At 66.3% G+C, this 23,671-nt stretch carries 19 protein-coding genes and 2 pseudogenes; 14 read left to right on the forward strand and 7 right to left on the reverse strand.

Annotation, left to right across the window (positions count from 1 at the left end; genetic code table 11):
* The first annotated feature begins 37 nt into the window (after positions 1–37).
* From GKE62_RS09035 to ppa, 3 genes are read left to right on the forward strand one after another with little or no spacing between them, the layout of a single operon-like run.
* Entirely contained in the window at positions 38–1,978 is a 1,941-nt protein-coding gene (locus GKE62_RS09035) for a M61 family metallopeptidase (RefSeq protein ID WP_154691957.1), read from the forward strand.
* A complete protein-coding gene (locus tag GKE62_RS09040) occupies positions 1,975–2,643 on the forward strand; it encodes a DUF1345 domain-containing protein (RefSeq protein WP_230207034.1) in 669 nt (222 codons plus the stop codon). The genes GKE62_RS09035 and GKE62_RS09040 overlap by 4 nt, the downstream gene beginning before the upstream one ends.
* A 39-nt stretch (positions 2,644–2,682) precedes the next feature.
* Entirely contained in the window at positions 2,683–3,210 is a 528-nt protein-coding gene (gene ppa, locus GKE62_RS09045) for an inorganic diphosphatase (protein ID WP_154691958.1), read from the forward strand.
* A 33-nt stretch (positions 3,211–3,243) separates the two neighbouring features.
* Here ppa and GKE62_RS09050 read toward each other — a convergent pair whose 3' ends face one another.
* Entirely contained in the window at positions 3,244–4,590 is a 1,347-nt protein-coding gene (locus GKE62_RS09050; protein WP_154691959.1) for a TldD/PmbA family protein, read from the reverse strand.
* A gap of 95 nt (positions 4,591–4,685) precedes the next feature.
* On the reverse strand, positions 4,686–5,099 hold the full coding sequence (locus GKE62_RS09055; RefSeq protein ID WP_230207035.1) for a hypothetical protein: 414 nt from the start codon (positions 5,097–5,099) through the stop codon (positions 4,686–4,688).
* Between the two features lie 191 nt (positions 5,100–5,290).
* Between GKE62_RS09055 and lptB the strand changes: the two genes are divergently transcribed.
* From lptB to GKE62_RS09085, 6 genes and pseudogenes are all read left to right on the forward strand, one after another.
* A complete protein-coding gene (gene lptB / locus GKE62_RS09060; protein WP_195908683.1) occupies positions 5,291–6,094 on the forward strand; it encodes an LPS export ABC transporter ATP-binding protein in 804 nt (267 codons plus the stop codon).
* Positions 6,095–6,220: 126 nt separating this feature from the next.
* A pseudogene (gene rpoN, locus GKE62_RS09065) lies at positions 6,221–7,733 on the forward strand (RNA polymerase factor sigma-54).
* A 140-nt stretch (positions 7,734–7,873) separates the two neighbouring features.
* Positions 7,874–9,313 (forward strand): peptide MFS transporter, encoded by a 1,440-nt coding sequence (locus GKE62_RS09070; RefSeq protein ID WP_195908684.1) that lies wholly within the window; start codon positions 7,874–7,876, stop codon positions 9,311–9,313.
* A 172-nt stretch (positions 9,314–9,485) separates the two neighbouring features.
* Complete coding sequence (locus tag GKE62_RS09075) at positions 9,486–10,061, forward strand: glycine zipper domain-containing protein (protein ID WP_230207036.1); 576 nt, start codon at positions 9,486–9,488, stop codon at positions 10,059–10,061.
* 129 nt (positions 10,062–10,190) lie between these two features.
* A pseudogene (locus GKE62_RS19745) lies at positions 10,191–10,583 on the forward strand (hypothetical protein); the annotation flags it as partial.
* A gap of 217 nt (positions 10,584–10,800) precedes the next feature.
* The gene (locus GKE62_RS09085; protein WP_195908686.1) at positions 10,801–11,430 is read left to right on the forward strand and encodes a L,D-transpeptidase family protein; all 630 of its coding nucleotides are present in this window, start codon (positions 10,801–10,803) and stop codon (positions 11,428–11,430) included.
* A gap of 57 nt (positions 11,431–11,487) precedes the next feature.
* Here GKE62_RS09085 and GKE62_RS09090 read toward each other — a convergent pair whose 3' ends face one another.
* From GKE62_RS09090 to GKE62_RS09105, 4 genes are read right to left on the reverse strand one after another with little or no spacing between them, the layout of a single operon-like run.
* Complete coding sequence (locus GKE62_RS09090; protein WP_154691963.1) at positions 11,488–12,336, reverse strand: phosphodiesterase; 849 nt, start codon at positions 12,334–12,336, stop codon at positions 11,488–11,490.
* Between the two features lie 29 nt (positions 12,337–12,365).
* The gene (locus GKE62_RS09095) at positions 12,366–14,258 is read right to left on the reverse strand and encodes a cytochrome c3 family protein (RefSeq protein WP_154691964.1); all 1,893 of its coding nucleotides are present in this window, start codon (positions 14,256–14,258) and stop codon (positions 12,366–12,368) included.
* A 7-nt stretch (positions 14,259–14,265) separates the two neighbouring features.
* Complete coding sequence (locus tag GKE62_RS09100; RefSeq protein WP_230207037.1) at positions 14,266–15,228, reverse strand: hypothetical protein; 963 nt, start codon at positions 15,226–15,228, stop codon at positions 14,266–14,268.
* Positions 15,228–17,804: a cyclic nucleotide-binding domain-containing protein gene (locus GKE62_RS09105; RefSeq protein ID WP_154691965.1), complete on the reverse strand. Its 2,577-nt coding sequence runs from the start codon at positions 17,802–17,804 to the stop codon at positions 15,228–15,230. Before GKE62_RS09105 ends, GKE62_RS09100 begins: the two co-directional genes overlap by 1 nt.
* A 216-nt stretch (positions 17,805–18,020) precedes the next feature.
* Between GKE62_RS09105 and GKE62_RS09110 the strand changes: the two genes are divergently transcribed.
* The 5 genes from GKE62_RS09110 to GKE62_RS09130 all read left to right on the forward strand — a co-directional run bounded on the left by GKE62_RS09110 (position 18,021) and on the right by GKE62_RS09130 (position 23,080).
* On the forward strand, positions 18,021–19,352 hold the full coding sequence (locus GKE62_RS09110; protein WP_154691966.1) for a tetratricopeptide repeat protein: 1,332 nt from the start codon (positions 18,021–18,023) through the stop codon (positions 19,350–19,352).
* Entirely contained in the window at positions 19,339–19,728 is a 390-nt protein-coding gene (locus GKE62_RS09115) for a type II toxin-antitoxin system VapC family toxin (protein ID WP_154691967.1), read from the forward strand. Before GKE62_RS09110 ends, GKE62_RS09115 begins: the two co-directional genes overlap by 14 nt.
* 166 nt (positions 19,729–19,894) lie before the next feature.
* Positions 19,895–20,590: a response regulator transcription factor CtrA gene (ctrA, locus tag GKE62_RS09120; protein ID WP_154691968.1), complete on the forward strand. Its 696-nt coding sequence runs from the start codon at positions 19,895–19,897 to the stop codon at positions 20,588–20,590.
* Positions 20,591–20,948: 358 nt separating this feature from the next.
* A complete protein-coding gene (locus GKE62_RS09125) occupies positions 20,949–22,349 on the forward strand; it encodes a phenylacetate--CoA ligase family protein (protein ID WP_195908687.1) in 1,401 nt (466 codons plus the stop codon).
* A 32-nt stretch (positions 22,350–22,381) separates the two neighbouring features.
* Positions 22,382–23,080 (forward strand): tRNA (guanosine(46)-N(7))-methyltransferase TrmB, encoded by a 699-nt coding sequence (locus GKE62_RS09130; RefSeq protein WP_154691970.1) that lies wholly within the window; start codon positions 22,382–22,384, stop codon positions 23,078–23,080.
* Here the strand turns inward: GKE62_RS09130 and GKE62_RS09135 are convergent.
* A complete protein-coding gene (locus tag GKE62_RS09135) occupies positions 23,077–23,646 on the reverse strand; it encodes a superoxide dismutase family protein (protein WP_154691971.1) in 570 nt (189 codons plus the stop codon). The two genes, GKE62_RS09130 and GKE62_RS09135, sit on opposite strands and share 4 nt — an antisense overlap.
* Between the last annotated feature and the right edge of the window lie 25 nt (positions 23,647–23,671).

The raw sequence follows: 23,671 nt of genomic DNA on the forward strand, positions 1-23,671 counted from the left end.
CGTTGCAACCGAAACCGCATCCCGGCATTGAGGGGGCATGCACAACGCACGCGCGGTCGCACCGCTCCTCGCCGCCCTTCTCCTCGCCACCTCGCCACTTGCCGCGCAGGCGCAGCGATCGACGCCGATGGCGCTGCCGATCTCGAGCACCATCCCCGCGGCGCAGGACGTTCCCTATCCCGGAACGATGGGCCTCGACATCGATGCAACCGATGTCGCCCGCGGGGTCTATCGCGTGACCCAGACGATTCCGGTCAGGCCGGGCGCGTCGGACTTCGTCCTCCTCTTGCCGCAATGGCTTCCGGGCAACCATTCGCCCACCGGCAACGCCGCGCTGATCAACGATCTGCGTTTCACCGCCAACGGCAAGCCGCTGGCGTGGAGGCGCGATCCCGTCGATGTCTATGCGTTCCACGTCGCCATCCCCGATAGTGCGCGTGAAGTGACCGCAAGGTTCGTCCACACCTCGCCGTTGCAATCGAGCGAAGGCCGGATCACGATGACCCGCGAGATGCTGAACCTCCAGTGGGAGAAGATGAGCCTGTACCCGGCCGGCTTCTATGTCCGCCAGATCAAGGTCAAGCCGACGGTCAAGTTTCCCGAGGGCTGGACGGTCTTCACCGCGCTGGACGGCAGGTCCACCAAGGGCAGCACGGTAAGCTGGGCGGCGACCGAGTACGATGCGCTGGTCGATTCGCCCGTTTTCGCGGGCAAGCATGCGGTGCGCACCGACATCGGTCACGGGGTGTGGATGGATGCCATCGCCGACAAGCCCGAGCTGCTGGCGATCGCGCCGAACCGCATGCAGACCTATCGCAACCTGACCGACGAGGCGCTGGCGCTGTTCGGCGCACGGCACTTCGATCACTACGATTTCCTGCTGGCGTTGACCGACCGGATGGGCAGCATCGGCCTTGAGCACCACCGGTCGAGCGAGAACCAGTACGAACCCAGGGACTGGATCGAGTGGGACAAGATGGACTGGGACCACAACGTGATCCCGCACGAATTCGTCCACTCGTGGAACGGCAAATACCGCCGCCCGGCGGACCTGTGGACCCCCGACTACCGCACCCCGATGCAGGACAGCCTGCTGTGGGTCTACGAGGGGCAGACCCAGTTCTGGGGCTATGTCCTGGCGGCGAGATCGGGCGTACAGAACAAGCAGACCGTGCTCGACATGTTCGCCGCCGCCGCAGCGACCTATTCGGAAGGCCAGCCGGGACGCGGCTGGCGCTCGGTCGAGGACACCACCAACGATCCGATCATCAACCGCCGCCGCCCGGTGCCCTACACCTCGCTCACCCGCTCGGAGGACTACTACACCGAAGGCGCGCTCGTCTGGCTCGAGGCCGACCAGGTGATCCGCCAGGGCACGCGCGGCGCGCGTGGGCTCGACGACTTCGCGCGCGCTTTTTTCGGGATGCGCGACGGCGACTGGGGCGAGCTGACCTACGATTTCGACGAGGTCGTAAGAACGCTCAACGCGGTCTATCCGTATGACTGGGCGACGTTCCTGACCACGCGGATCAAGACTCCCGGCCAGCCCGCGCCGCTCGCCGGGATCGAACAGGCCGGCTATCGGCTGGTTTGGAAAGACAAGCCCAATTCCTACGACGAAGGCCGCTACGGCAACGTCAAGTCCACCAACCTCGCCTACTCGCTCGGGCTAAGCCTCGATGGCGACGGCAAGGTCACCGGCGTCCGCTGGGACAGTCCCGCGTTCGACGCCGGGTTGGTGACCGGAAGCCAGATCATCGCGATCAACGAGGTCGCCTACAGCGCCGACGAGATCAAGAGCGCGATCACCGCGGCCAAGGGGGGCAAGGAGCCCCTCCGCCTGATCGTCAAGCGCGGCGATTCGGTGCGCACTGTGCCGGTCGATTGGCACGGAGGCCTGCGCTATCCGTGGCTGGAGAAGACCACAAAGGGCGAGGCCGGGCTCGACCGCCTGCTCGCGCCAAAAGTCCGCAAGTGAGCCGGGCGCGAGACGCTCTGAAGCTGGGCAACCGGATCGCGCCACCGCGTTTTGTGCTGTTCCTCGTGCTCCTGCCCGCAGGCCTGTTCGTCTATCGCGCGGTGATGCACACCAACGCCTGGCTCGATCCGCTGGCGATGGCGTTCGATTTCGCCGCGGCGGTGTTCCTGCTCTCGCTGATCCCGCTGCTGCGCGACAGCGAGGCGGTGGATATCCGCAAGCACGCCGCCGAGAACGACGCCAACCGGGTGGCGCTGCTGGTGGTCACCACGCTGCTCACTTTCGCGGTGATGGCCGCGATCACCGCCGAGCTGAAGGGCGCGCAAGCGCACGATCCGGCGGCGATGGCCAAGCTGATCGGCACGCTGCTGCTGATCTGGCTGTTCGCCAACACGGTCTACGCGCTGCACTATGCCCACCTGTTCTACTCGCGCGAGGAGAAGACGGGCAAGGACGCGGCGGGGATCGACTTTCCCGGCACCAAGACCCCCGACTACAAGGACTTCGCCTATTTCGCCGGGACCCTGGGGATGACCTTCCAGACCTCCGACACCGCGATCACCGCGCCGAAAATCCGCCACATCGCGCTGCTCCACAGCTTCGCCGCGTTCGTCTTCAACATCGGAGTGATCGCGTTCACGATCAACACGCTGGGCGGAAAGTAGGATTGCCGCAGTGCAGCATTAGGGCTACGGGCCACGGCCATGGACATCAGCAAGATTCCCGTCGGCGACAACCCGCCCGAAAGCCTCAACGTGATCATCGAGGTGCCGGTCGGCGGCGAGCCGGTGAAGTACGAGTTCGACAAGGCCAGCGGCGCACTGTTCGTCGATCGCATCCTCCACACGCCGATGCGCTATCCCGCCAACTATGGGTTCGTGCCGCACACGCTCAGCCCCGACGGCGACCCGCTCGACGCGCTGGTGATCGCGCGCAGCCCGTTCATCCCCGGCTGCGTCGTCCGCGCCCGCCCGATCGGGGTGCTCAACTTGGAAGACGAAGCCGGCGGCGACGAGAAGCTGATCTGCGTGCCGGTGGACACCACGTTTCCCTATTATTCCGACATCGGCGAGCGCCAGGACCTGCCCTCAATCGTTCTCCAGCAGATCGAGCACTTCTTCACCCACTACAAGGACCTGGAATCCGAGAAGTGGGTCCGGGTCGGCAAGTGGGGCGATGCCGATGAGGCGCGGCGGATCGTCGAGGAAGCGATCGCGCGGGCGAAGAAATAGGTCGATGCTTTCCGAGCTTGTCTCGGGAAGACCTTATTCCCCCGCCACCGTCATCCCGTCGACCCGCAGCGTCGGCACGTCGATCCCGCGGTAGATCTCAAGGTCGTTCGCCGCGCTGAGGTGCGCGAACATCTCCAGCAGGTTGCCGGCGATCGTGATCCCCGCGACCGGCCCGGCGAATTGCCCGTTCACGATCCGCAAGCCGCTGGCGCCGCGGCTGTAGTCGCCGGTCACGCCGTTGACCCCCTGGCCGATCAGCTCGGTGACATAGACCCCGTCGGCGATGTCGCCGATCAGGTCGGCCACGCTGGCCGCGCCCGGCTCGATCCACACGTTGCTCGCGCCGACCCCCGGCGAGCCGCCCTGGCCGCGCACCGCGTGGCCGGTGGGAGCCAGGCCAAGCTGGCGCGCCGAGGCCGAATCCATCAGCCAGCCGGTCAGCCGCCCGTCCTCGACCAGCGCGCGCGGCGCGGTGGGCAGACCTTCGCCGTCGAACGGGCGCGAGCGCAGCCCGCGCAGCCGGTGGGGATCGTCGCGGATGGTGATCCCGCGCGCGAACACCGCCTCGCCCGCGCGGCCGAGCAGGAAACTGGCCTTGCGCGCGATCGCCGCGCCGCTGATCGCGCCGAGCAAATGCCCGACCAGCGATCCGCCGACCCGCGGCGAGAATACCACCGGGCGCGGGCCGCTGCTCAGCGGCTGCGGATCGAGCCGCGCGACCGCGCGCTCCCCCGCCAGCGCTCCGATCTCGTCCGGGCCGGGCAAGTCGGCGGCGTGGCGCGCGACGCGCCAGGCGTAGTCGCGCTGCATTCCCGCGCCCTCGCCCGCGATCACGCTGGCCGAGAGCGAATGGCTGGTGGAGGCATACGCGCCCGCAAAGCCCGCGCTGGTCGCCAGCGCGACCACCGCCGCGCCGATGCTGGCGCTGCCGCCCTCGGAGTTGGTCACCCCGGCGACCGCGCGCGCGGCGTCCTCCGCCTGCTCGGCCCGCGCGCGCAGTTCGCCGGGAGCAAATTCGCGCGGATCGGCCTGGTCGAGCTGCGGGGGAAGGCCGCGCAGCAGCAAATCCTCGGGGGCCAGCCCGGCATACTTGTCCTCGGGCGCGGCGCGAGCCATCGCCACTGCCCGCGCGGCCAGCTCGGCCAGCGCTGCGTCGGACAGGTCGGACGAGCCGATGCTCGCGGTCCCCTGGCCGACGAACACCCGCAACGAGACGTGCTCGCTTTCGGAGCGCTCGACATCCTCGAGCGCACCCAGCCGGACCTGCACGCTTTGCGAGGAATCGGCGGCGAACAGCGTGTCGGCGGCGTCGGCGCCAGCGGCGCGGGCACGCTCAACCAACGCCTGGCAATGGGCTTGCGCTTGTTCCGGGGACAGCATGGGGCGACCCTGACCTGACTTGGGTGCCGGCGGAATGCGGGCGAGGACACGCCTCTAACGGTGGGGCAAAGGGCGGTCAAACCGCCCGGAACGCTTCAGCCGATGCGCTCGATACCCAGGATCAGGCCGGTCAGGACGAACGGCAGCCCGATCGCGAGCAGCCACAGGAACGCCTGGTCGCGGCGATAATAGCCGCGCAGCGAAGCGTCGGCGGCCTGATCGTCGCTGAGCTTTTCCCAGCGCCGCTCGAACCGGCGGCAGGCGGGGATGATCGCGGCGACGAGCACGATCAGCGAAAAGTACGGCAGGATCGACCCTTGGGTAAACTTCTTCATCGCGCCGATGGTCATGAAGATCTGCAGCGCGGTGTAGACCAGCAGGGCATAGGCGACATTGTCGCTCATCGCCTTGCGCCAGTCACACGGATGCGCCGCCGCGCGCGGACTATCGCTCCGGACATCGGTGCTGCGCGTGAACGTGTTTCGGTGGTCGCGCACGGCTTTGGCCATGTCCTTGACTCCATCCTGGTCCCGGACCCGACTATCACCCCTTCCGCCACCCTCGGCAAGCCTATTCACCAAATGTCCGCCCTGCGGCAAACGGCGAGTCATGCATAAATCCTGCCAGACGCGTGGTGGCGGGGGCTTTCCCGCCATGGCTCGCGTGCTATGGACCACTTCATGCGACCGAATACAGCCCGATGAACCTGGCTCACGACCCCGCTATCGCCGCCACGCAGGCCGCCGCCTCAGGCGTCAATGGCGCGTCGCCTCCGATTCCCCAAGGCGGATTGGAGGTGGTCTCGATCGCCAAGAGCTATGACAAGCGCGCGGTGCTCAGCGACATTTCGCTTGCGGTGGGCAAGGGCGAGGTGCTCGGCCTGCTCGGTCCGAACGGCGCGGGCAAGACCACCTGCTTCTATTCGATCATGGGGCTGGTCCGCCCCGACAGCGGGCGGATCCTGCTCGACGGGATCGATATAACCCGTCTGCCGATGTATCGCCGGGCGATCCTGGGGCTGGGCTATCTGCCGCAGGAAACCTCGATCTTCCGTGGGATGACGGTCGAGCAGAACATCGCCAGCGTGCTCGAGCTGGTCGAGCCGGACAAGGCCACCCGTGCCGCCGAACTGGAACGCCTGCTCGGCGAATTCGGGCTGACCCGGCTGCGCGCCAGTCCGGCGATGGCGCTGTCCGGCGGCGAGCGGCGGCGCTGCGAAATCGCCCGGGCGCTGGCCGCCAATCCCTCGATCATGCTGCTGGACGAGCCTTTCGCGGGGATCGATCCGCTCTCGATCAGCGACATCCGCGATCTGGTCAAGGACCTGGCCGCGCGCGGGATCGGGGTGCTGATCACCGATCACAACGTCCGCGAAACGCTCGACATCGTCGACCGCGCCTGCATCATCTATGGCGGCCAGGTGCTGTTTGCGGGCTCGCCCGAAGCGCTGGTGGCGGACGAGAACGTGCGGCGCCTTTATCTGGGCGAGGGGTTCACGTTGTGAACCGGTTCTCACCTTCCGCTCGTGCTGAGCGTGTCGAAGCACCGTCCTTTCTTGCTGCAGGCGCCGTGCCAGGAGTGAAGCACGGCGCTTCGGCAAGTTCAGGACGGCCGGGAACAGGGTAGGCTTATGGCGCTGGGTCCTCGCCTGGACCTGAGGCAAAGCCAGTCGCTGGTGATGACCCCCCCAGCTCCAGCAGGCGATCAAGCTGCTGGCGTTGTCCAACCTCGAACTGGAAACGGTGGTCGCCGAGGCGGTGGCGGACAATCCGCTGCTCGAAGCGGGCGAGGCCGGAGCGCCGGGCGATGCGGTCGAGCTCGAGCTTCCCGACGAACGCCGCACCAGCCTGGAAAGCTCCCCCATCGATCGGTTGATCGGCGAGGGCCGCGCCGCTGACGATCGCCCGCTCGACATCGACGCCACCGCACTCGACCGCGACCGTGACACCGGCGACGGCAGCGAGCGCGCATCCGCGTTCGAGCTGGAACGCGGCGGCGATAGCGGGGGCGGGGGCGGGGAAAGCCTCTCGCTCGAGGAGCGGGGCGGGGGCGAGCCGAGCCTGGCCGAACACCTCCACGCCCAGGTCGGCCCCGCCGCGCGCGATGCGCGGCAGGCGGCCATCGCCCGCTGGCTGATCGACCAGCTCAGCGAGGCGGGCTACCTCGAAACTCCGCTGCGCGAGATCGCCGAAATGCTGGGGGCACCGCTCGCCGAGATCGAGGACGCCTTGCGCCTGGTCCAGTCGCTCGACCCGACCGGGGTCGGTGCGCGCTCATTGTCCGAATGCCTCGCGCTGCAGGCGATCGAGGCCGACCGCCACGATCCGTGCATGAAGCGGCTGATCGAGAACCTCGATCTCGTCGCCAAGGGCGCCTTCGCCCAGTTGAAGCGGATGTGCGGGGTCGATGACGAGGATTTCGCCGACATGCTCGCCGAACTGCGCAGCTACGATCCGCGCCCGGGTCTGCGGTTCGGCGGCGGCCAGGCGGAATCGGTCACGCCTGACATCCTGATCCGCGCTCGCGCCGACGGCGGCTGGGACATCGCGCTCAACCAGGCGACGCTGCCGCGGCTGGTGGTCAACCGAAGCTACTACGTCGAGCTCAAGCGATCGTGCAGCGACAAGGAATCACGCGGCTGGCTGGGCGACAAGCTCGCCGACGCCAACTGGATGATCAAAGCGCTCGACCAGCGCCAGAAGACGATCCTCAAGGTCGCCGCCGAACTGGTCAAGCAGCAGGACGGGTTCTTCCGCCGCGGCGTGGCCGAGCTCAAGCCGCTGACCCTGCGCACCGTCGCAGAGGCGATCGAAATGCACGAATCCACGGTCAGCCGGGTCACCTCGAACAAGTATCTCAATTGCGAGCGCGGCACCTTCGAGCTGAAATACTTCTTTACCAGCGGGGTCGCTTCCGCCGATGGCGAGGGCGCGGTTTCGGCCGAGACCGTCAAGGCGCAAATCCGCGCGCTGATCGAGGCGGAGCAGCCCGACGCGATCCTCTCCGACGATACCCTGGTCGAGCTCTTGCGCGGCAAGGGCTTCGATCTCGCCCGGCGGACGGTGGCCAAATACCGCGAGGCGATAGGGCTGGGCAGCTCGGTCCAGCGGCGGCGGCAAAAGACGCTGGCGGGGGTGCGGTAGGCCCGCGGTCCCGACCAGGAGATCCCGTTCATCCTCAGCTTGTCGATGGACAAGCGGCGAATTGGAGTAGGACTTTTCGCCGGATGCTATACCCCGTGCCTATTCAGGCGCGGGCAAGCGTTTGTGGGGGACACGGCCGCATGACCACCACCGAATCCGGCACCGGCCTTCACGGCGAGGACATCGCCGATCCCACCGGCGCCCACGCGCTGCAGTCTGGCGATCACGCATTCTTCGGCCATCCCAAAGGACTCGGCTACCTGGCGGGTACCGAGCTGTGGGAGCGCTTCAGCTTCTATTCGATGCAATCGCTGCTGATGCTGTACATGACCAAGTACCTGCTGCTGCCCGAAAATTCGGGCAAGGTGGCCGGGCTGGGCACTTACCGCACCGTGCTTGAGGCGATCTTCGGGCCGATGACCGACCTTGCGCTCGCGGCGCAGACTTTCGGACTCTATTCGGGGCTGATCCTGGTGACGCCGCTGGCGGGCGCCTATCTCGGCGACCGCGTGCTGGGACGGACCAAGACCGTCACGATGGGGGCGCTGCTGATGAGCGCGGGCCACCTGACGATGGCCAGCGAGCAGGCTTTCCTGCTTGCGCTGGCCCTGCTGATCGCGGGTGGCGGCCTGTTCATCAGCAACCTGGTTTCGCAGATCGGGGGATTATACGCGCCCGAGGACACACGCCGCACCCGCGCTTTCGGGATCTATCTGATGGCGCTCAACGTCGGGGCGCTGGCCGCGCCGCTGATCGCGGGGACGCTGGGCGAGAAGGTCGGCTGGCATTGGGGCTTCGGCGCGGCGGGAATCGGGATGCTGTGCGGGCTGGCGACATACCTTGCCGGTCGCCGTCACTTCCCGCCCGATCTGATCGCACGCGGCGAGAAGTCAGCGCCTTTGACGCGCGGCCAGTGGACTTCGGTCGGCGCGATTGTGCTGCTGCTGGTGCCCAAGATATTCTTCTTCGCCGCCGCGCAGCAGGCCTACGGAATCATGGTGGTCTGGGCCGACACCGCAGTCGACCGAACGGTCGGAGGATGGGAGCTTCCGGTCACCTGGGTGCTCACCGCGGACGGCATCCTGACCATCGTCGGCGTGATCTTCGCCAACTGGGCCTGGACCCGGCTGGCCGCGCGGGGCCGCGAGCCGAGCGACATTCGCAAGGTCGGGATCGCCAATGTGATGGTAGCCGCCTCGTTCGTCGGGATCGCCCTTCTTTCGACGCTGGCCAAAGTGCCGATGATCGGCTGGCTGGCGTTCTACCTGGTGCTCGACTTCTCCTACGCCTGGAACGACCCGCCTTCAAAGGCGCTGATCGCACGCTATGCGCCGCGCTCGGTCAACGGCACGATGTTCGCGATCTCGAGCCTGTCGGGCGCGCTGGGCTTCTTCCTGCTAGGCTATCTCGGACGATTTTACGAGCCGCTGGGTGCACCCGCCTATTTCCTCCTCACGGCCACATTGCCCGTTGCCGGGGCGATCATGCTGATCGCTTTCGCCAAGCCTTTGGAGAGGTTACTCGCCGCGGGCGACGGCGACGGGGTGCACGCGTTCAAGGCCGAACCGCTGCCGGCTTAAGGCCACGGGTGGCGCAATCGCGACAAGTCGCGGAACCGTGCGGGGAACGGAATCGTACCGATTGCCGTTACCCCACCACGAAGGCCACGAGTCTTTCGGGTTGCACCGTGTTTCGATGTTCCGGGAATCTCGCCGCTTTCGCGCTCCTATCAGGGACTTGCGGAGAAGCATCATGCACAAGACAGCACTCATTCTATTCGGCGCCACCGCACTTTCGCTCGGCGGCTGCACCTCGATGAATCACGACAGCACGCTCGCCAGCGCAGGCACCGGGGCGGCGATCGGCGCTGCTGCAGGCGCGGGCGTCGGCGCGGTGGTCGGCGGCCTCAGCCCGATCGAAGGCGCGGTGATCGGCGCCGCGGTCGGCGGTATCGGCGGCGCGATCTGGGCCGATCGCAACAACGATGGCTATGCCGACGGCTATGTCCAGAACGGCCAGTACTACGAAGGGCGCCCGACCTATGCCGCGGCTGCCCCGCAGTGCAAATCGGTGCTCGGCGGCGCGGCGACCGGAGCCGGCGTCGGCGCGGTCGGCGGCGCGGGCGCGGGTGCGCTGATCGGAGGCATCAACCCGCTTGAAGGCGCACTGATCGGCGCAGCGGTCGGCGGTCTCGCCGGGGCGATCTGGACCGATCACAACAACGACGGCTGCGTCGACGGCTACACCCGCGAAGGCCAGTACTACGAAGGTGGCCCCGTGATTCAGCCGGTATCGAGCACTCCGGTGCGCACCGGCGAGCGCGGCTGAATGCGCAACCGACCCACGGCGGAGCGGCAAAGCCGTTCCGCCGGGTTTGTCCTAATTGCGGTTACGGCGGCGGCGGCAGCGATGCTGGCGCCGTCGCTCGCGCATGCCGAGCTGCCGCCGCAGCAGATGATGGCGGCGCTCGACGCCAATACCAAGCTCGATCCCACGCTGCGCGGGTTTTACATCGCGCGCGGCTATCGCCCGCTGTGGATCGAGGGCGACGCGCCGAACCAGGCGGCCGAGGCGCTCTACAAACTGGTCGCGACCGCGCAGTTCGACGGACTGAGCCGCAAGGCGCTCCAGGCCGATCGCCTTCGCGGCTATCTCAAGCGCGCGCGCCGCGGCGACGCCGACGATCTGGCCAAGGCCGAACTGGCTTTCTCCAAGACCTTCGCCGCCTACGTCCAGGGCACCCGGGCCACCCGCGATGCCGGGATGAGCTATCAGAGCAACCTGCTGGCGCCGATCGTGCCCAGCGCCAACGCCGCGCTGACCGCGGCCGCCGAAGCGCCTTCGCTCGAACGCTATGTCGACGACATGGCGTGGATGCACCCGTTCTACAACAATCTGCGCGATGCGCTGGCGGCCCGCGAACTGGGAGAGGGCGATACAGAACTGGTCCAGCTCAACCTCGAACGCGCGCGCGCGATCCCGGCAAACCCGGCGGCGCGCTATGTTCTGGTCGATGCCGCCGGGGCGCGCCTGTACATGTTCGAGAACGGCAAGATCGTCGATTCTGATGAAGGTGGTGGTGGGCAAGCCGAGCGAGCCGACCCCGATGATCGCCGGTCTGATCAGCAACGCGGTGCTCAACCCGTACTGGAACGTGCCGCCCGATCTGGTCAGCAGCCGGATCGCGTGGAACGTCAACAAGAACGGCCTGGGCTATCTGAAATCAAAGGGTTATCAGGCGCTCAGCGACTTTTCGAACAAGCCCAAGGTGCTCAACCCCGCCAAGATCGATTGGAAGGCGGTCGAGGCCGGCACCAAAGAGCTGCGCGTGCGGCAGCTTCCGGGCAAGAGCAATTTCATGGGCAAGGTGAAATTCAACTTCCCCAATAGCCAGGGCATCTATCTCCACGACACTCCGGACAAGGCGCTGCTCAAGGAAGAGGTTCGCTTCGCCAGCTCGGGCTGCGTGCGTCTCGAAGACGCGCCACGGCTGGGCAAGTGGTTGTTCGGCAAGATGCCGCAGGCGAAGAAAGGGGGGGTCGAGCAGGTCGTGCCTCTCGAGCAGCCGGTGCCCGTCTACATCACCTACCTCACCGCCGCGCCCGACGACGGGCGGATCGTCTTCCGTGACGACCTCTACGGCCGCGACGCGCCGCAGATGGCGGAACTGGGAAGGGACGCACGGCGGAGCCGGTAATCTGGCGGCACCGGTATCCCCTCATGTCGAGGGAAGACGAAACATCGCAAGTGAGCCCTAAACCGGCCGCTCCTCCAGCATCGCACCGATCATCGCTTGCAAGCCCTCGTCGTAGTGCGCCAGCACCTGGTGGTCGGTGGCGGTATCGTAGTGGCTGATCAGTTCGCGGCCGTTCCACCAGTGGAGCGCGTAGGCGGGCGGATCGGCCACGATCAACGGGCGGCCATCGGCCACCGCGGGGTCGATCGGCTTGAGCTCGAGCGCCACCGGCGGCGCAGTCGAGGGGCAGGTCGCGACGACAACGTCTTCCCAGCGGGTCACGATCGCGCGGTGGATGTGGCCGCAGACCAGCCCGATCACGTTGTCGCGACCGCGCAGGCAATCGGCCAGGCGGTGCACCCACGGCTCGGCCGGATCGGTGTTCATCCACGCGATCCCTACCTCGACCGGTGGATGATGCTGGACGATCAGCGTCGGGCGATCCGGCGCCGCATCCAGCGTCTGGCGCAGCCATGCGGCGCGCGCGTCGCAAAACGCTCCGCCGTGGCGGCCTTCCTCGAGCGTATCGATCACCACCAGCCGCACTGGGCCGTCATCAATGGTGTATTGCAGGAAACCGTCGGTCAGCGGGGCTTCGGGAAACACCTCGGCGAAGTTGTGCCGTACGTCGTGGTTGCCCAGCGCGTAGTGGACCGGGAATGGCAGCTCCGCGAACGCCTCGCGCAAGCGGCGATAGCTGGCGACGTCACCGCGATCGACGAGGTCGCCCGTCGCCAGCATCAGGTCGGGCGGCGGGTCGAGCGCGGTCAGCGCCGCGAGCGTCGCGTCCAGCCGCTGGCGATTGAATTCGCCCGGCGAGTCCGGCTCGAAGCCGAGATGGATATCGGTAATCTGTGCGACCAGCATTTCATTGTTCTTTTAGCGGGACGAACCCCTCACCGCGAGGAGGACGCGGCAGCGCCCCCGTTGCGGCGGCGGTCGTAGGAAGCCCGCCGCGATGCGGGCAACCTGGTCAACCACGGAGCTTTCTCGTCGAGGTGGTAGTCGTGGCACATCGCGCAGCTCGAATCGACCGCCTGCTTGACGTGACTGGAAGCCAGCTTGGCGCCGGTTCCGCCGACGTGGCAGGTGCGGCAGCCGCCCTCGCCGTCGAGTCCGGGGACGAGCAGGTCGGTGGCGTCGTTGCTGGTCTTGGCCTTCACATGGCAATCGACGCAATCAAACTTGGTGTGCTTGGCGTGGGTGAACCAGCCCTTGTGGTAATAGCGCTGGGTCTGGACCACGTTCTGGACGTTGTAGCCCGCGGTGGCCGCGCTGCCATTGCGGGTGATGTTGTGGCAGTCGAAGCAGGCGCCGCCCTTGTTGAACAGCATGTTGATCGCCTGGCCCGCTTCGGTCGGATAGAACCGCACCGCGCGGGCATAGTCGCTCGCCGTCTCGGCCGCGGCGCGGTCGCCAGGCACACGGCGGCTCATGCTGTCGAGGTTGATCGGACGCGGCGGCGCGCCCGCGGCGAAGAAGCCGCGCAAGTCGGCCACCACCTGTTCGGGTTCGCCATGGCGCAGCGTGCGGAAGGTGCCGCCAACCTTGTCGAACGTCAGGCTGTGACAGGTCTGGCAGGCCTCCTCCATCACCACCGGCTTGTACCAGACCCCGCTGGGATCGGACTGGTGGCAGTTCTCGCAATTGAGCCCTTCCTGATCGGGAAATTCGTTGGGGCGGCGGCGGACCATCTGGGCGACGCCGTTGACCGTCGAGAGATGCTGGGCGTGGGTGAACTTGACGCCCGAGAATTCCTTGGCGGTGGGCGACCAGGCGATTTGCTTGGTCATCGGGTTCATCGCGTTGCTGGGATCGACCACCACCGTCGGCATCAGCTGCGGATGCGAAGTGCCGAAGTCGGCGGCGTCGGGCAGGCGGGTGTCGGGCAAGCGCGTTTTCAATCCGGCATGGCAATCGGTGCAGAACTTCTGCTCGGTCGGAGCCATATCACCCGCACCCTCGTGCTCGGTGTGACATTCCACACAGCGCCCCGCGGGCTTGTTGAAGGTCGTCGCCACCGCGCGCTGGAACGCGGCGAAACCGCCGGGCGCGCCGCGTGCCTGGATCAGACGGCCGGTGTCCTTGATGTGATCGTGGACCTTGGTGTGGCAGGTCTGGCAGGCGTTGTCGCGAACCGCGACGAACGGCTTGACGTGGCATGCCTGGCAATCGTTCTCGAGCGATGCGTGCGCCTTGCTGAGCTTACCCGATTCCCAGCTCTTGTCGGCGTGATAGCCGGCGGGACGTTCGGCATTCTTCTTGAGGGCGAGATCGCTGTAGCTGGCGTAGCTCCAGATCGGCCAGGCAAGGAACGCCAGCAGGACCATCGCAGCGAACGCCCAAGCGCTCATCCGCTTGCTAGGGACCAGGCCCTTGAGCGTGTAAGCCTCGTTGGTCTCGGGATCGGAGTTGGAGTGCGAGACCGGTGTCTCGCGGCGCACGGTGAAGCTGGGAAAGCGGATGCCGCTGAACTTGCTCTCGTACAGTCCGACCTTGATCCGGTGGCTGCCGAACTTGAGCTCGGAGCCGAGCGTGACGTCGATCTCCTTGCGCTGGACCGACTGGCCATCGACCTCGAACGGTTGGCCGTTGAGGCTCTCGACCTCGATGTGGCTCTCGTCGAGCTGGGTGACCAGCGCATGCTCGGGATCGACACCGAGATCGGGCAGGTGGAGGCCGCAACTGCTGTCGCGGCCGATTTTCATTTCATCGCCGTCGACCCGCTTGGCGCGCTCGAGCTCGCCCCCGCTGGCTTTCAGGGCAATTTGGCGGACAAGAAAGCTCATGCGCCGCTCACCAGTAGAAGAACACGCTGATCACGTGCGCGGTCAGCGCGGCGATCAGGGCGAAGGTTGCCGGGACGTGGATGTAGAGCCAGGCCTGGAGCCAGCTCTTGAGCTGGAGATGCCTTCGCAGCTTCGCGAGCAGCGCCTCCTTCTTGGTCAGCAGCGTCTCGACGCGTTCGAACGGGTCGTCGTCGGTTCGCGGGCGGAAGTTGCGCAGCCTGCGCAGCTCGGTCATCGCGATGCGGGTCAGATCGCCCGGATAGCTGTTGCGCGCGCGCTGCCAAAACGACCCCGCGAACACGTCCTCGCCCAGGCACTTTTCGACGATTGCGGCAGCCTCGGGATCGAGCGGCTGCGCCGAATCGTGGATCTGGCGGTCGAGCTGCTTCATCTGCTCGATCATCACCTTCTCGGTGATCGCGCCATCCTCGTCATAACGGTTTTGCGAAAGCGCCTTTGGCAGCGTCGCGTAGACATAGATCCCGAACAGTCCGGACAGGATCACGATCATCATAAGCGACCATGCCAGGGTGTGGACGTTCCAGCCGAGCTGGAAGCCGGTGTGGAGCGTCGCGATCACGATCAGACTGAGTCCGAGATAGACGTGCGCGCTGGTCCAGGCCTTCAGGCTCCACCGCCCCGGAGTCATCGCCCGCTTCCGCACGCCCAGCAGCGTCAGCCACAGGATCAGTCCGAAGCCGATGGTGCCCAAGGTATAGCCATACCACGACCCGCCGTTGTGACGTGGCTGGATGTCGATCAGGAAATAGGTCGCGAAGCAGATCACGCAGATGGCGATCGCGGTCTTCCACCAGCGGCCGTTGCCGTAAGTGAGGAAGCTTTCGTGGCTGGTGACCTTGTCGCGGCGGACCCGCGGAGCCTTCGTCGGCTTGACCGTCGAGGTCGAGGCTTTGGTCGTCGCCGCGGTCTCGAAATCGCCTTGGTCGGGGTTATGCGGGATGGTCGCCATCAGGCGCTCTCCTGTTCCAGACGGGCGACGGTTAGGAACTCGTCGGGAGCGATGCGGATCGCGGCGCCGGTCGGGCAGGCGCGCACGCAAGCCGGACCGCCGTCGATGCCGGCGCACATGTCGCACTTGATTGCCTTCTTGCGATCGAGCGATTCGTCGATCGCCGGGTCGCCGGTGTATTTCATGTTCTTCTTGGACCACTTGTACGGCGGCTCGCCCGGTCCGGGACCGCTGCCGAAGAGCAGCCAATTGAGAAGGCTCGGCTTCTTGGGCGGAACCTTGTCCATGCGGATCACCCCGTAGGGGCAGTTGCGCTGGCAGTTGCCGCAGCCGATGCAGGTGTCGTTTATGAACACTTCGCCGTCGGGGCCACGGTGAATGGCGTTGGGCGGGCAGTCGGCCATGCAGTGCGGGTGCTCGCAGTGGCGGCACGAAGTCGGCACGTGTAGGTTGGCGAACGTTTTACCTGCCTCGCGATCGAGACGGCTCAATCCCTCGTGGCTATCGGCGCAGGCCTTTTCGCAATTGTCGCAGCCGACGCACAGCGTTTCGTCGATCAGCAGCACGTCGGTCGCCTCGCCCAGTCCCTGCGCGACGAGGAACGCGGCCTGTTCGGAATAGAGATCGACCACGCTCGAGATCGAGTCCTTTTTCGATTCGATCAGCGCGTTGGTCTGGCGCCGCAATTCCATGTCCTTGCGCGCGCGCTCGAGCAGCGCGGGCTTTCCCGCGAGCACCGCCTCGAACTTCTCGCCATCGATCTTGATGACCTCGGACTTGACCGCGGCACGCACGCTGGCGGTGCGCTGCCCGCCCGCGATCAGGGCCATCTCACCGACGTACGATCCGGCCGGCAGATAGCTAAGGAACACCGGCTTGCCGCCCACCATCTTCTCGACGATCATCGAGCCGACCCGGATCACGAAGATTTCCTTGCCCTCGTCGCCCTCGCGCAGGATCGTATCGCCGGCCTTGATCTGCATGATCTTGGCATCGTCGACCACTTCGCGGATGTCGTTCGGGGTAAGGCCCGCGCCGAACATCTGGAGTAGCTGGCGCTCGGTCGAGATACGCTCGATCGCCTTCTTGGCAGTCGGCACCTGGCTCTGCAGCTTGAGCGCGGCGTTGCGGCTGATCTCGACGCAGACTGTGTCCTCTGCGGCGACGATCGTCGCGCCTCGGCGGCGGCCAGAGATCAGGCCGACCTCGCCAAAGATCGAACCCTTCTCGATCGGCACGACCTTCGACGTGTCGGTCGGATCGATCCGGACGTGGACCATCCCGTCGGCGATCGCGAACAGCGAGGATCCGGGATCGTTCTTCTCGAAGATCGTCTGGCCCTTGCGGTACGAACGCATGTCCGAATCGAGCATGAACTCGCGCAACTGAAGCGTGGTCATGCTGTTGAGGATGGTGACGTTGCTCTTGAGGAACTCGAGCCAATCCTCGACCGAGCGGTTGCCCGGCAACCCGGCGAACTTGGCGTCGAGCAGCGGCTGGTCCGCCGGCTTCAGGCTGGTGTTGCCGTTGATGAATTCGACCGCGTCGTAGCCCTGGTTCATGCAATGCTTGATCAGCGGATAGCCGGCCAGCGCACCGATCACGAAGATTCCCGGCGCGGTCGATTCGAACACCGGCGACAGCGTCGGGAAGGCAAGGCGGTCCTGGCTGGCGAACTCGATCCCGCAGCCTTCGACAAACCCGCGCGGCGGGGCCGAGCCGATCCGGGCGATGATCCGGTCGCAACGGATACGCTCCTCGCCGTCGCGCGTGGTCAGCGTGATCCAGCCGGGCTCGACCTCCTTGGTCTCGGTCTCGTACATGATCGTCAGGCGGCCGGCAGCGTCGTCGTCGACCAGCGCCTTGGCGTTGGGTTCCTTGGCGGTGGCGAAGCTTTCGCGGACGTTGGTCGATTTCTGCGCGCGGTTGAGCACGGTGACGACGTTGCCCTGCACCTCGTCCTCGACCAGACCGCGCGCGTTCTCGATCCCCGCGTCGCCAGTGCCCACCACGGTGATGTGCTGGTCGACCACCACATAGGGATCGTCGAGCTGATAGGTCACGTGCGGCAGATCCCCGCCGGGGCAGCGCATCAGGTTGGGGTTGCCCTGAGTGCCGATGGCCAGAATGACGTTCTCGGCGATCACCTTCTCGCCGTTCGTCAGGGTCAGCTCATAAGGAGGGGCGTGGCGTTGCAGTTCGGTCGTAGTGGTCGATCCGTCGCGAGCGCGGCTGACGATCTTCTGGATCGAGCCGGGGATCGCGTCGCCGGTACCCTTGATCGACTTGACTTCCGCATTGAATTTTACGTTGACGTTGAGCTCTTTGGTCCGGTCGTTCCACTTGCCGAGGATGTCTTCGCGCTTGCCCGCGTCGAACTCCTGATCTGAGCGCAGGATCAACTGGTTGGGCGTCGCCATGACGTGCTTGCCCTTCTGATACTTGTAGATCGTATCCGAAAGGTGGTCGGTCTTTTCGAGCAGGACGTGGTTCAGGCCGAGCTTGGCCGCGTGGCTTGCGGCGGACATTCCCGCCGGCCCCGAGCCAATGATCGCTACCTTGTAGATTTCGCTCACCGGTGCACGTCCCCCGTCGCAACAGGCCGCGGCACGCTGGTGCCGACGCCCCTGTACTTGCCTGCTGCGACCCCCGATTGACTCGACCTTAGCGAAACAAGCTACGATTTCCACCCGCTATTTTCGCTTGTCGGCCGTGAGGTTGCGAAGCGCTTGCCAGCGTCGCCGGGCGCCGCGATATGCGTGGCGCTGCGACAGCGACCGGAGGAGAGACCAGTGAGCAAAGCCGAAACCAGCGCCGGAGCCGTCGATGGCAACTCCGGTTCCGGGGCGTCTGGCCCTCGCGGCGGACGCATCGCCTTGGGCGCCGCGCTGGTCATCGCGCTCGCGGCGGGCGGGGTGGCGATCTGGCGCAGTCGCGAGGCGCCGCCCGCCGCGGCTCCGGCGGCTGCCGCGCAGCCCTCGGTGGACGAGGTCATCACCCAGCTCGAGGCCCGGTTGAAGACCAATCCCAACGACGCCGAGGGCTGGCGGATGCTCGGCTGGTCGTACTACCAGACCGAGCGCTATGCCGAGGCGGCGACCGCGATGAAGCGCGCGACCGTGCTCGATCCCAAGAACCCCGAATACTTCTCGATGCTGGGCGAGGCGCTGGTCCTGGCGAGCAAGGACGGCGACGGCGTCCCCCCCGACGCCGCCGCCGCGTTCGATGCGGCACTGGCGCTCGATCCCAAGGAGCCGCGCGCGCGCTATTTCCATGCCGTGCGCCTCGATCTCGACGGCAAGCACACCGAAGCGGTCGAGGAGTGGTTCGCGCTGCTCAAGGATTCGCCCGCCGACGCGCCGTGGGTCGCCGACGTGCGTGAGGTGATCGCCGCGGTCGGCAAGAAGAACAGCATCGATGTCGCCACCCGGCTTGCCGCGATCAGCCCCGCCCCGCCCGCCAACGGCTTCAAGACCACCGGCCAGGAGATCGCCTCCGCGGGCATCCCGGGCCCGACGCGCGACCAGATCCAGGCCGCCAGCGCGCTGCCCAAGGGCGCCCAGGACCAGATGATCCAGGGCATGGTCGATGGGCTCGAGACCAAGCTGAAGGCCAATCCGCAGAACGCGCAAGGCTGGATCATGCTGATGCGCAGCCGGGTGCAGCTCGGCCAGCAGAAGCAGGCTGCCGAGGCGCTTCAGGGCGGCCTCGCCGCGTTCAGGAACGACGGCGCGACCAGCAGGCAGTTGCGCGAGGCGGCGGCGACGCTGGGGATCGGGGGGGCTAGCCTCGCCTTGCCGGTTCCCGGGGTTCATGCTATCTTACCCTCGTCTTACAACATGGTGAGGGCGATGGGTATTCACGAGAAGATTGGCACGGTCGTATCGACCAAAGGCCAGGTGATCCTGCCCAAGGCGATCCGTGACAAGCGGCAGTGGGCGGCGGGGACACGGCTGACCGTGGAGGATACGCCTGATGGCGTGTTGCTCAGGGCCAGTCCCTTGTTTCCCCCAACCACGCTCGACGAAGTTTGCGGAATGCTGAAATATGAAGGGCCTGCTCTGACCATCGAGGAGATGGACGCGGCCGTCATGCGAGAAGCGAAGCGCCGTGCGCGCCGTTGATACTAATGTTCTGGTAAGGCTGCTCACCCATGACGACGAAGCGCAGACGCGGATCGCCAAGCGCATCATCGCAGCCGGAGAGACGTTCGTTTTATCAACGGTTCTGCTCGAGACCGAGTGGGTACTTCGCGGTGCATATCGCTTTGCGCAGCCCGATGTGAACAGCGCTTTGCGTGCCCTGGGAGGTTTGCGAGGAGTGACCTTCGAAGCGCCCGACGTAATCGCGCAAGCGCTGGATTGGCATCAGGAAGGCATGGACTTCGCGGACGCCATCCACTTGGCGTCGGCAGGCCGCTGCGACGCATTCGTCACTTTCGACCGCAAGTTCGCCAAACGAGCAAAGACGCTCGCCGCTACGCCGATCAAGGTGCTTTGACCGCCTTGTCCGTTCCCCAACCTCTGTGACATTCACGCCGCAAGCCCCCGGAATCCCGACGTTTACACGAAATTAACCTTTTCTCTTCAGAACTCCTGTGGTTAATGACCGGCAAGACGAGTTGACGGTTTGTTACCGGGGCAGAGATAACGGGGGGTACCGCCACATGCGTGTTTTGCTGATCGAGGACGAGCCGACCACGGCCAAGGCGATCGAGCTGATGCTCACCACCGAGGGCTTCAACGTCTATTCGACCGATCTGGGCGAAGAGGGTTTGGACCTGGGCAAGCTCTACGATTACGACATCATCCTGCTCGACCTGAACCTGCCGGACATGCACGGCTACGACGTGCTCAAGAAACTGCGCGTCGCCAAGGTGCAGACCCCGGTGCTGATCCTGTCGGGCATTTCCGAGATGGATTCCAAGGTGCGCAGCTTCGGCTTCGGCGCCGACGACTACGTCACCAAGCCGTTCCACCGCGACGAACTGGTCGCGCGGATCCACGCGGTGGTGCGCCGTTCGAAGGGCCATTCGCAATCGGTCATCCGCACCGGCAAGCTGGCGGTCAACCTCGATGCCAAGACCGTCGAGGTCGAAAGCGCGCGGGTCCACCTGACCGGCAAGGAATACGCGATGCTCGAGCTGCTGAGCCTGCGCAAGGGCACCACGCTGACCAAGGAAATGTTCCTCAACCACCTTTACGGCGGGATGGACGAGCCCGAACTGAAGATCATCGACGTGTTCATCTGCAAGCTGCGCAAGAAGCTGGCGATGGCGTGCGAGGGCGAGAACTACATCGAAACCGTCTGGGGCCGCGGCTACGTGCTGCGCGATCCCGAGGACCGCGCCGAAGCGGCCTGATTTACCTGGCGCAAGCTACGCTACCCAGAACGGCCCGTCTCGCGAGAGGCGGGCCGTTTTTGGTTTGAGCCTTGCCCACTCTCGCCGGGGCGATGCGCAATCGGGCGGGAAGCCTCCCCGAACTGACCCTTGCTTTCCTCACTGACTGCTATGTTCGCCTGCGAGAGTGGACGCTTGTCCGCGATTTGCTTCACACGAAGTCACGAAGATGGCCTGGGCGCCGCAGGCATCTTTCGTCACGCCTCGTTGCGTTTGGCCCAACGATGGAATTTATGATGGCTTCGCCGATGGCACTACGTATTCGTGGCTTCGTGTGAAATCTCTTCCAACCGTGCGGCCGCGCAGGAAGGCTGCGGAATTGACCGCCGCGACCGCCGATGCCACCCCGCCAGGAATGCCTGCCGCGTTCGACATCTTGCACAGCGCAATCCCCGGCGTCGCCTGGCCGCCGCTGGTGCAGGGGGTGGCCGCACTGGTCGAGGCTTACGTCTCCCGGCTCGAAGTCACCGAGTGGTTGCCGATCGAGGAGATCGAACAGGCGCAGCGCGAACAGCTCGGGCTGCTTGCCGACCATTGCGCGCGGCATTCGCCCGCCTTTGCCCGGCGGCTGGCAGCGGCCGATCTGACCGCCGTTGACCTCGCCCAGCCGGGCGGACTGGCGCGCCTGCCTTCGCTTACCCGGCGCGGCCTTCAGGACCATGACGGCTTGTTCTGCGCCCAAGTGCCCGAGGCGCACCAGCCGGTGGGCATGACCCAGACCTCCGGCTCGACCGGCGAGCCGACGCGAGTGCGGCGCACCGGGCTCAACAAGCTGGGCCACATGGCGATGACGGTGCGCGACCACCGCTGGCAGAGCCGCGACGCACGCGGACGGCTCGTGGCGATGAGCGCGCACCGGCACGAGGTGAAGCCGCTGCCCGACTGGGGCGAGCCGCTGGCGCTGCTCTATCGCACCGGCCCCGCGCTCAGCCTGCCCGCGACGATGGCGGTCGCCGAACTGCACGCGCGCATCGCCGATTTCGCACCGCAAGTCCTGGTCACCTATCCCAGCGTGCTGGGCGCGATGCTCGACATCATCGAGTGCGGCGGGCGGCAGTTCCAGGGCCTCGCCCATGTCCGCTGCATGAGCGAGATGGTCCATCCCGACCTGCGCGCGCGGACGCAGGCGTTGCTCGGGCGGACGATCGAGGACGCCTATACCTCCGAGGAATTCGGCTTCCTCGCGCTGCAATGCCCCGACGCCGACGGCTATCACATCATGGCCGAGACCCACATCGTCGAGGTGATCGACGACAACGGCAAGCCCTGCGCGCCCGGCGAATGGGGCCGCGTGCTGGTGACCGACCTCCACAACTTCGCCACACCGCTGATCCGCTATGCCATCGGCGACTATGCAATGGCGGGGACGCCATGTGCGTGCCGGCGGGGGTTGCCGCGGATCGAGCGGATCATGGGGCGCGAGCGCAACCTGGTCGTCACCCCCGATGGCGCGCGCCACTGGCCGCTGACCGGCTATAGCAAGTTTCACGCCATCGCCCCTGTGCGGCATTACCAGTTGATCCAGCGCGATCTGGAAACAGTGGAGATGCGGCTGGTTGTCGCCGAGCCGCTCTCGTCCGCGCAGGAGGCCAAGCTCAGGGCGCTGATTCAGACCTCGGTGGGCCATCCTTTCGACATCCGGCTGACCTACTTCGCCGATGCGCTGCCCCCCGATCCCTCGGGCAAGCGCGAGGAGTTCGTCAGCCTCGTCGCCGGTTGACCCCGAGGGCGGCCCCTGCCACCGGCCCCGCGATGACCGCGCACAAACCCGGCGACCCGACCACGATCAACCGCCTTTACGGCCGCGCCAAGGGCAAGCCACTGCGCGCCGGGCAACAGGCGCTGGTCGACACGCTGCTCCAGCAGATCGCGGTGCCCGCCGAGAGCCCGGTCACCGCCGAGCGGCTGTTCGGATACGACCGCCCGCTCCATTTCGAAATCGGCTTCGGCGGCGGCGAGCACCTCGCGTACCGCGCCGACTTGCTACCCGATCACGGCTTCATCGGCGCCGAGCCATTTCTCAACGGCGTCGCCCAGGCGCTGGTCCATATCCGTGACGGCGCACTCGGCAACGTTCGCATCCACCATGGCGATGCGCTGGAGGTACTGGCCCGCGTGCCCGACGGAGCCTTGAGCTTCGTCTATCTGCTCCACCCAGATCCCTGGCCCAAGGCGCGCCACGCCAAGCGGCGGATGATGAACGACGGCCCGCTCGAGCTGATCGCGGCCAAGCTCAGACCCGGCGGCGAATTCCGCTTCGGCACCGATCATCCGGTCTACCTGCGCCACGCGCTGATGATAATGCAGCGCCACGGGGCTACGTTCGAATGGCTCGCCAAGAGCCCAGTCGATTGGCAGACCCGCCCCGGCGGTTGGCCCGAGACCCGCTACGAGGCCAAGGCCCGCAGGCTGGGGCACGAGGTCTGGTACTTCCGGTACCGGCGCATCTAGCTGGCCTTCAGCACCGCGCAGGCGATGCGGTCACCGCTGTCACCGGAAGGGTCGGTCTTGCCGTCATCGCGCTTGGCGTGGACCACCAGTGCGGCGCCATCGGTATCGATCAGGTCGGAGACGGTGCCCCCACCAAGCGTGGTGTTGACGATCCCGGTGCCGTCTTGGCCGACGGTCAGGTTGGGGATGTCGCCCGCGTGGGGTCCGTCGGGATTGGCCAGCCCGTGCTTCTTGCCCGCCGGGTTCCAGTGACCGCCCGCGCTTTCGAACTTGGGGCCTTCGCACTTGCCGACGGCGTGAAGATGGATGCCGTGCTCGCCCGCGGGCATGCCCTTGACCTGCACTGCCAGACGGATGCCTTCGCCAGCAGGCAGCACCGTGACCGTGCCCACATCCTTGCCGTCGGCGGTCATCAACGTTGCGGCCGCACGCGTCGGCGCGGCGCTTGGTCCGGCGTCCATCGGCAGCGAAGCGCTCGCCTCCGCGGTTGGCGCGGCGTCGGGTGTCTTGGTCCCGCACGCGGCGGCGGCGAAGAGGAGCGGCAGAACGAGGGCATGAAAACGCATGGGTTGCTCCGTTGACGGATCGGTG

This window comes from Novosphingobium sp. Gsoil 351, assembly GCF_009707465.1.
GTDB lineage: Bacteria > Pseudomonadota > Alphaproteobacteria > Sphingomonadales > Sphingomonadaceae > Novosphingobium.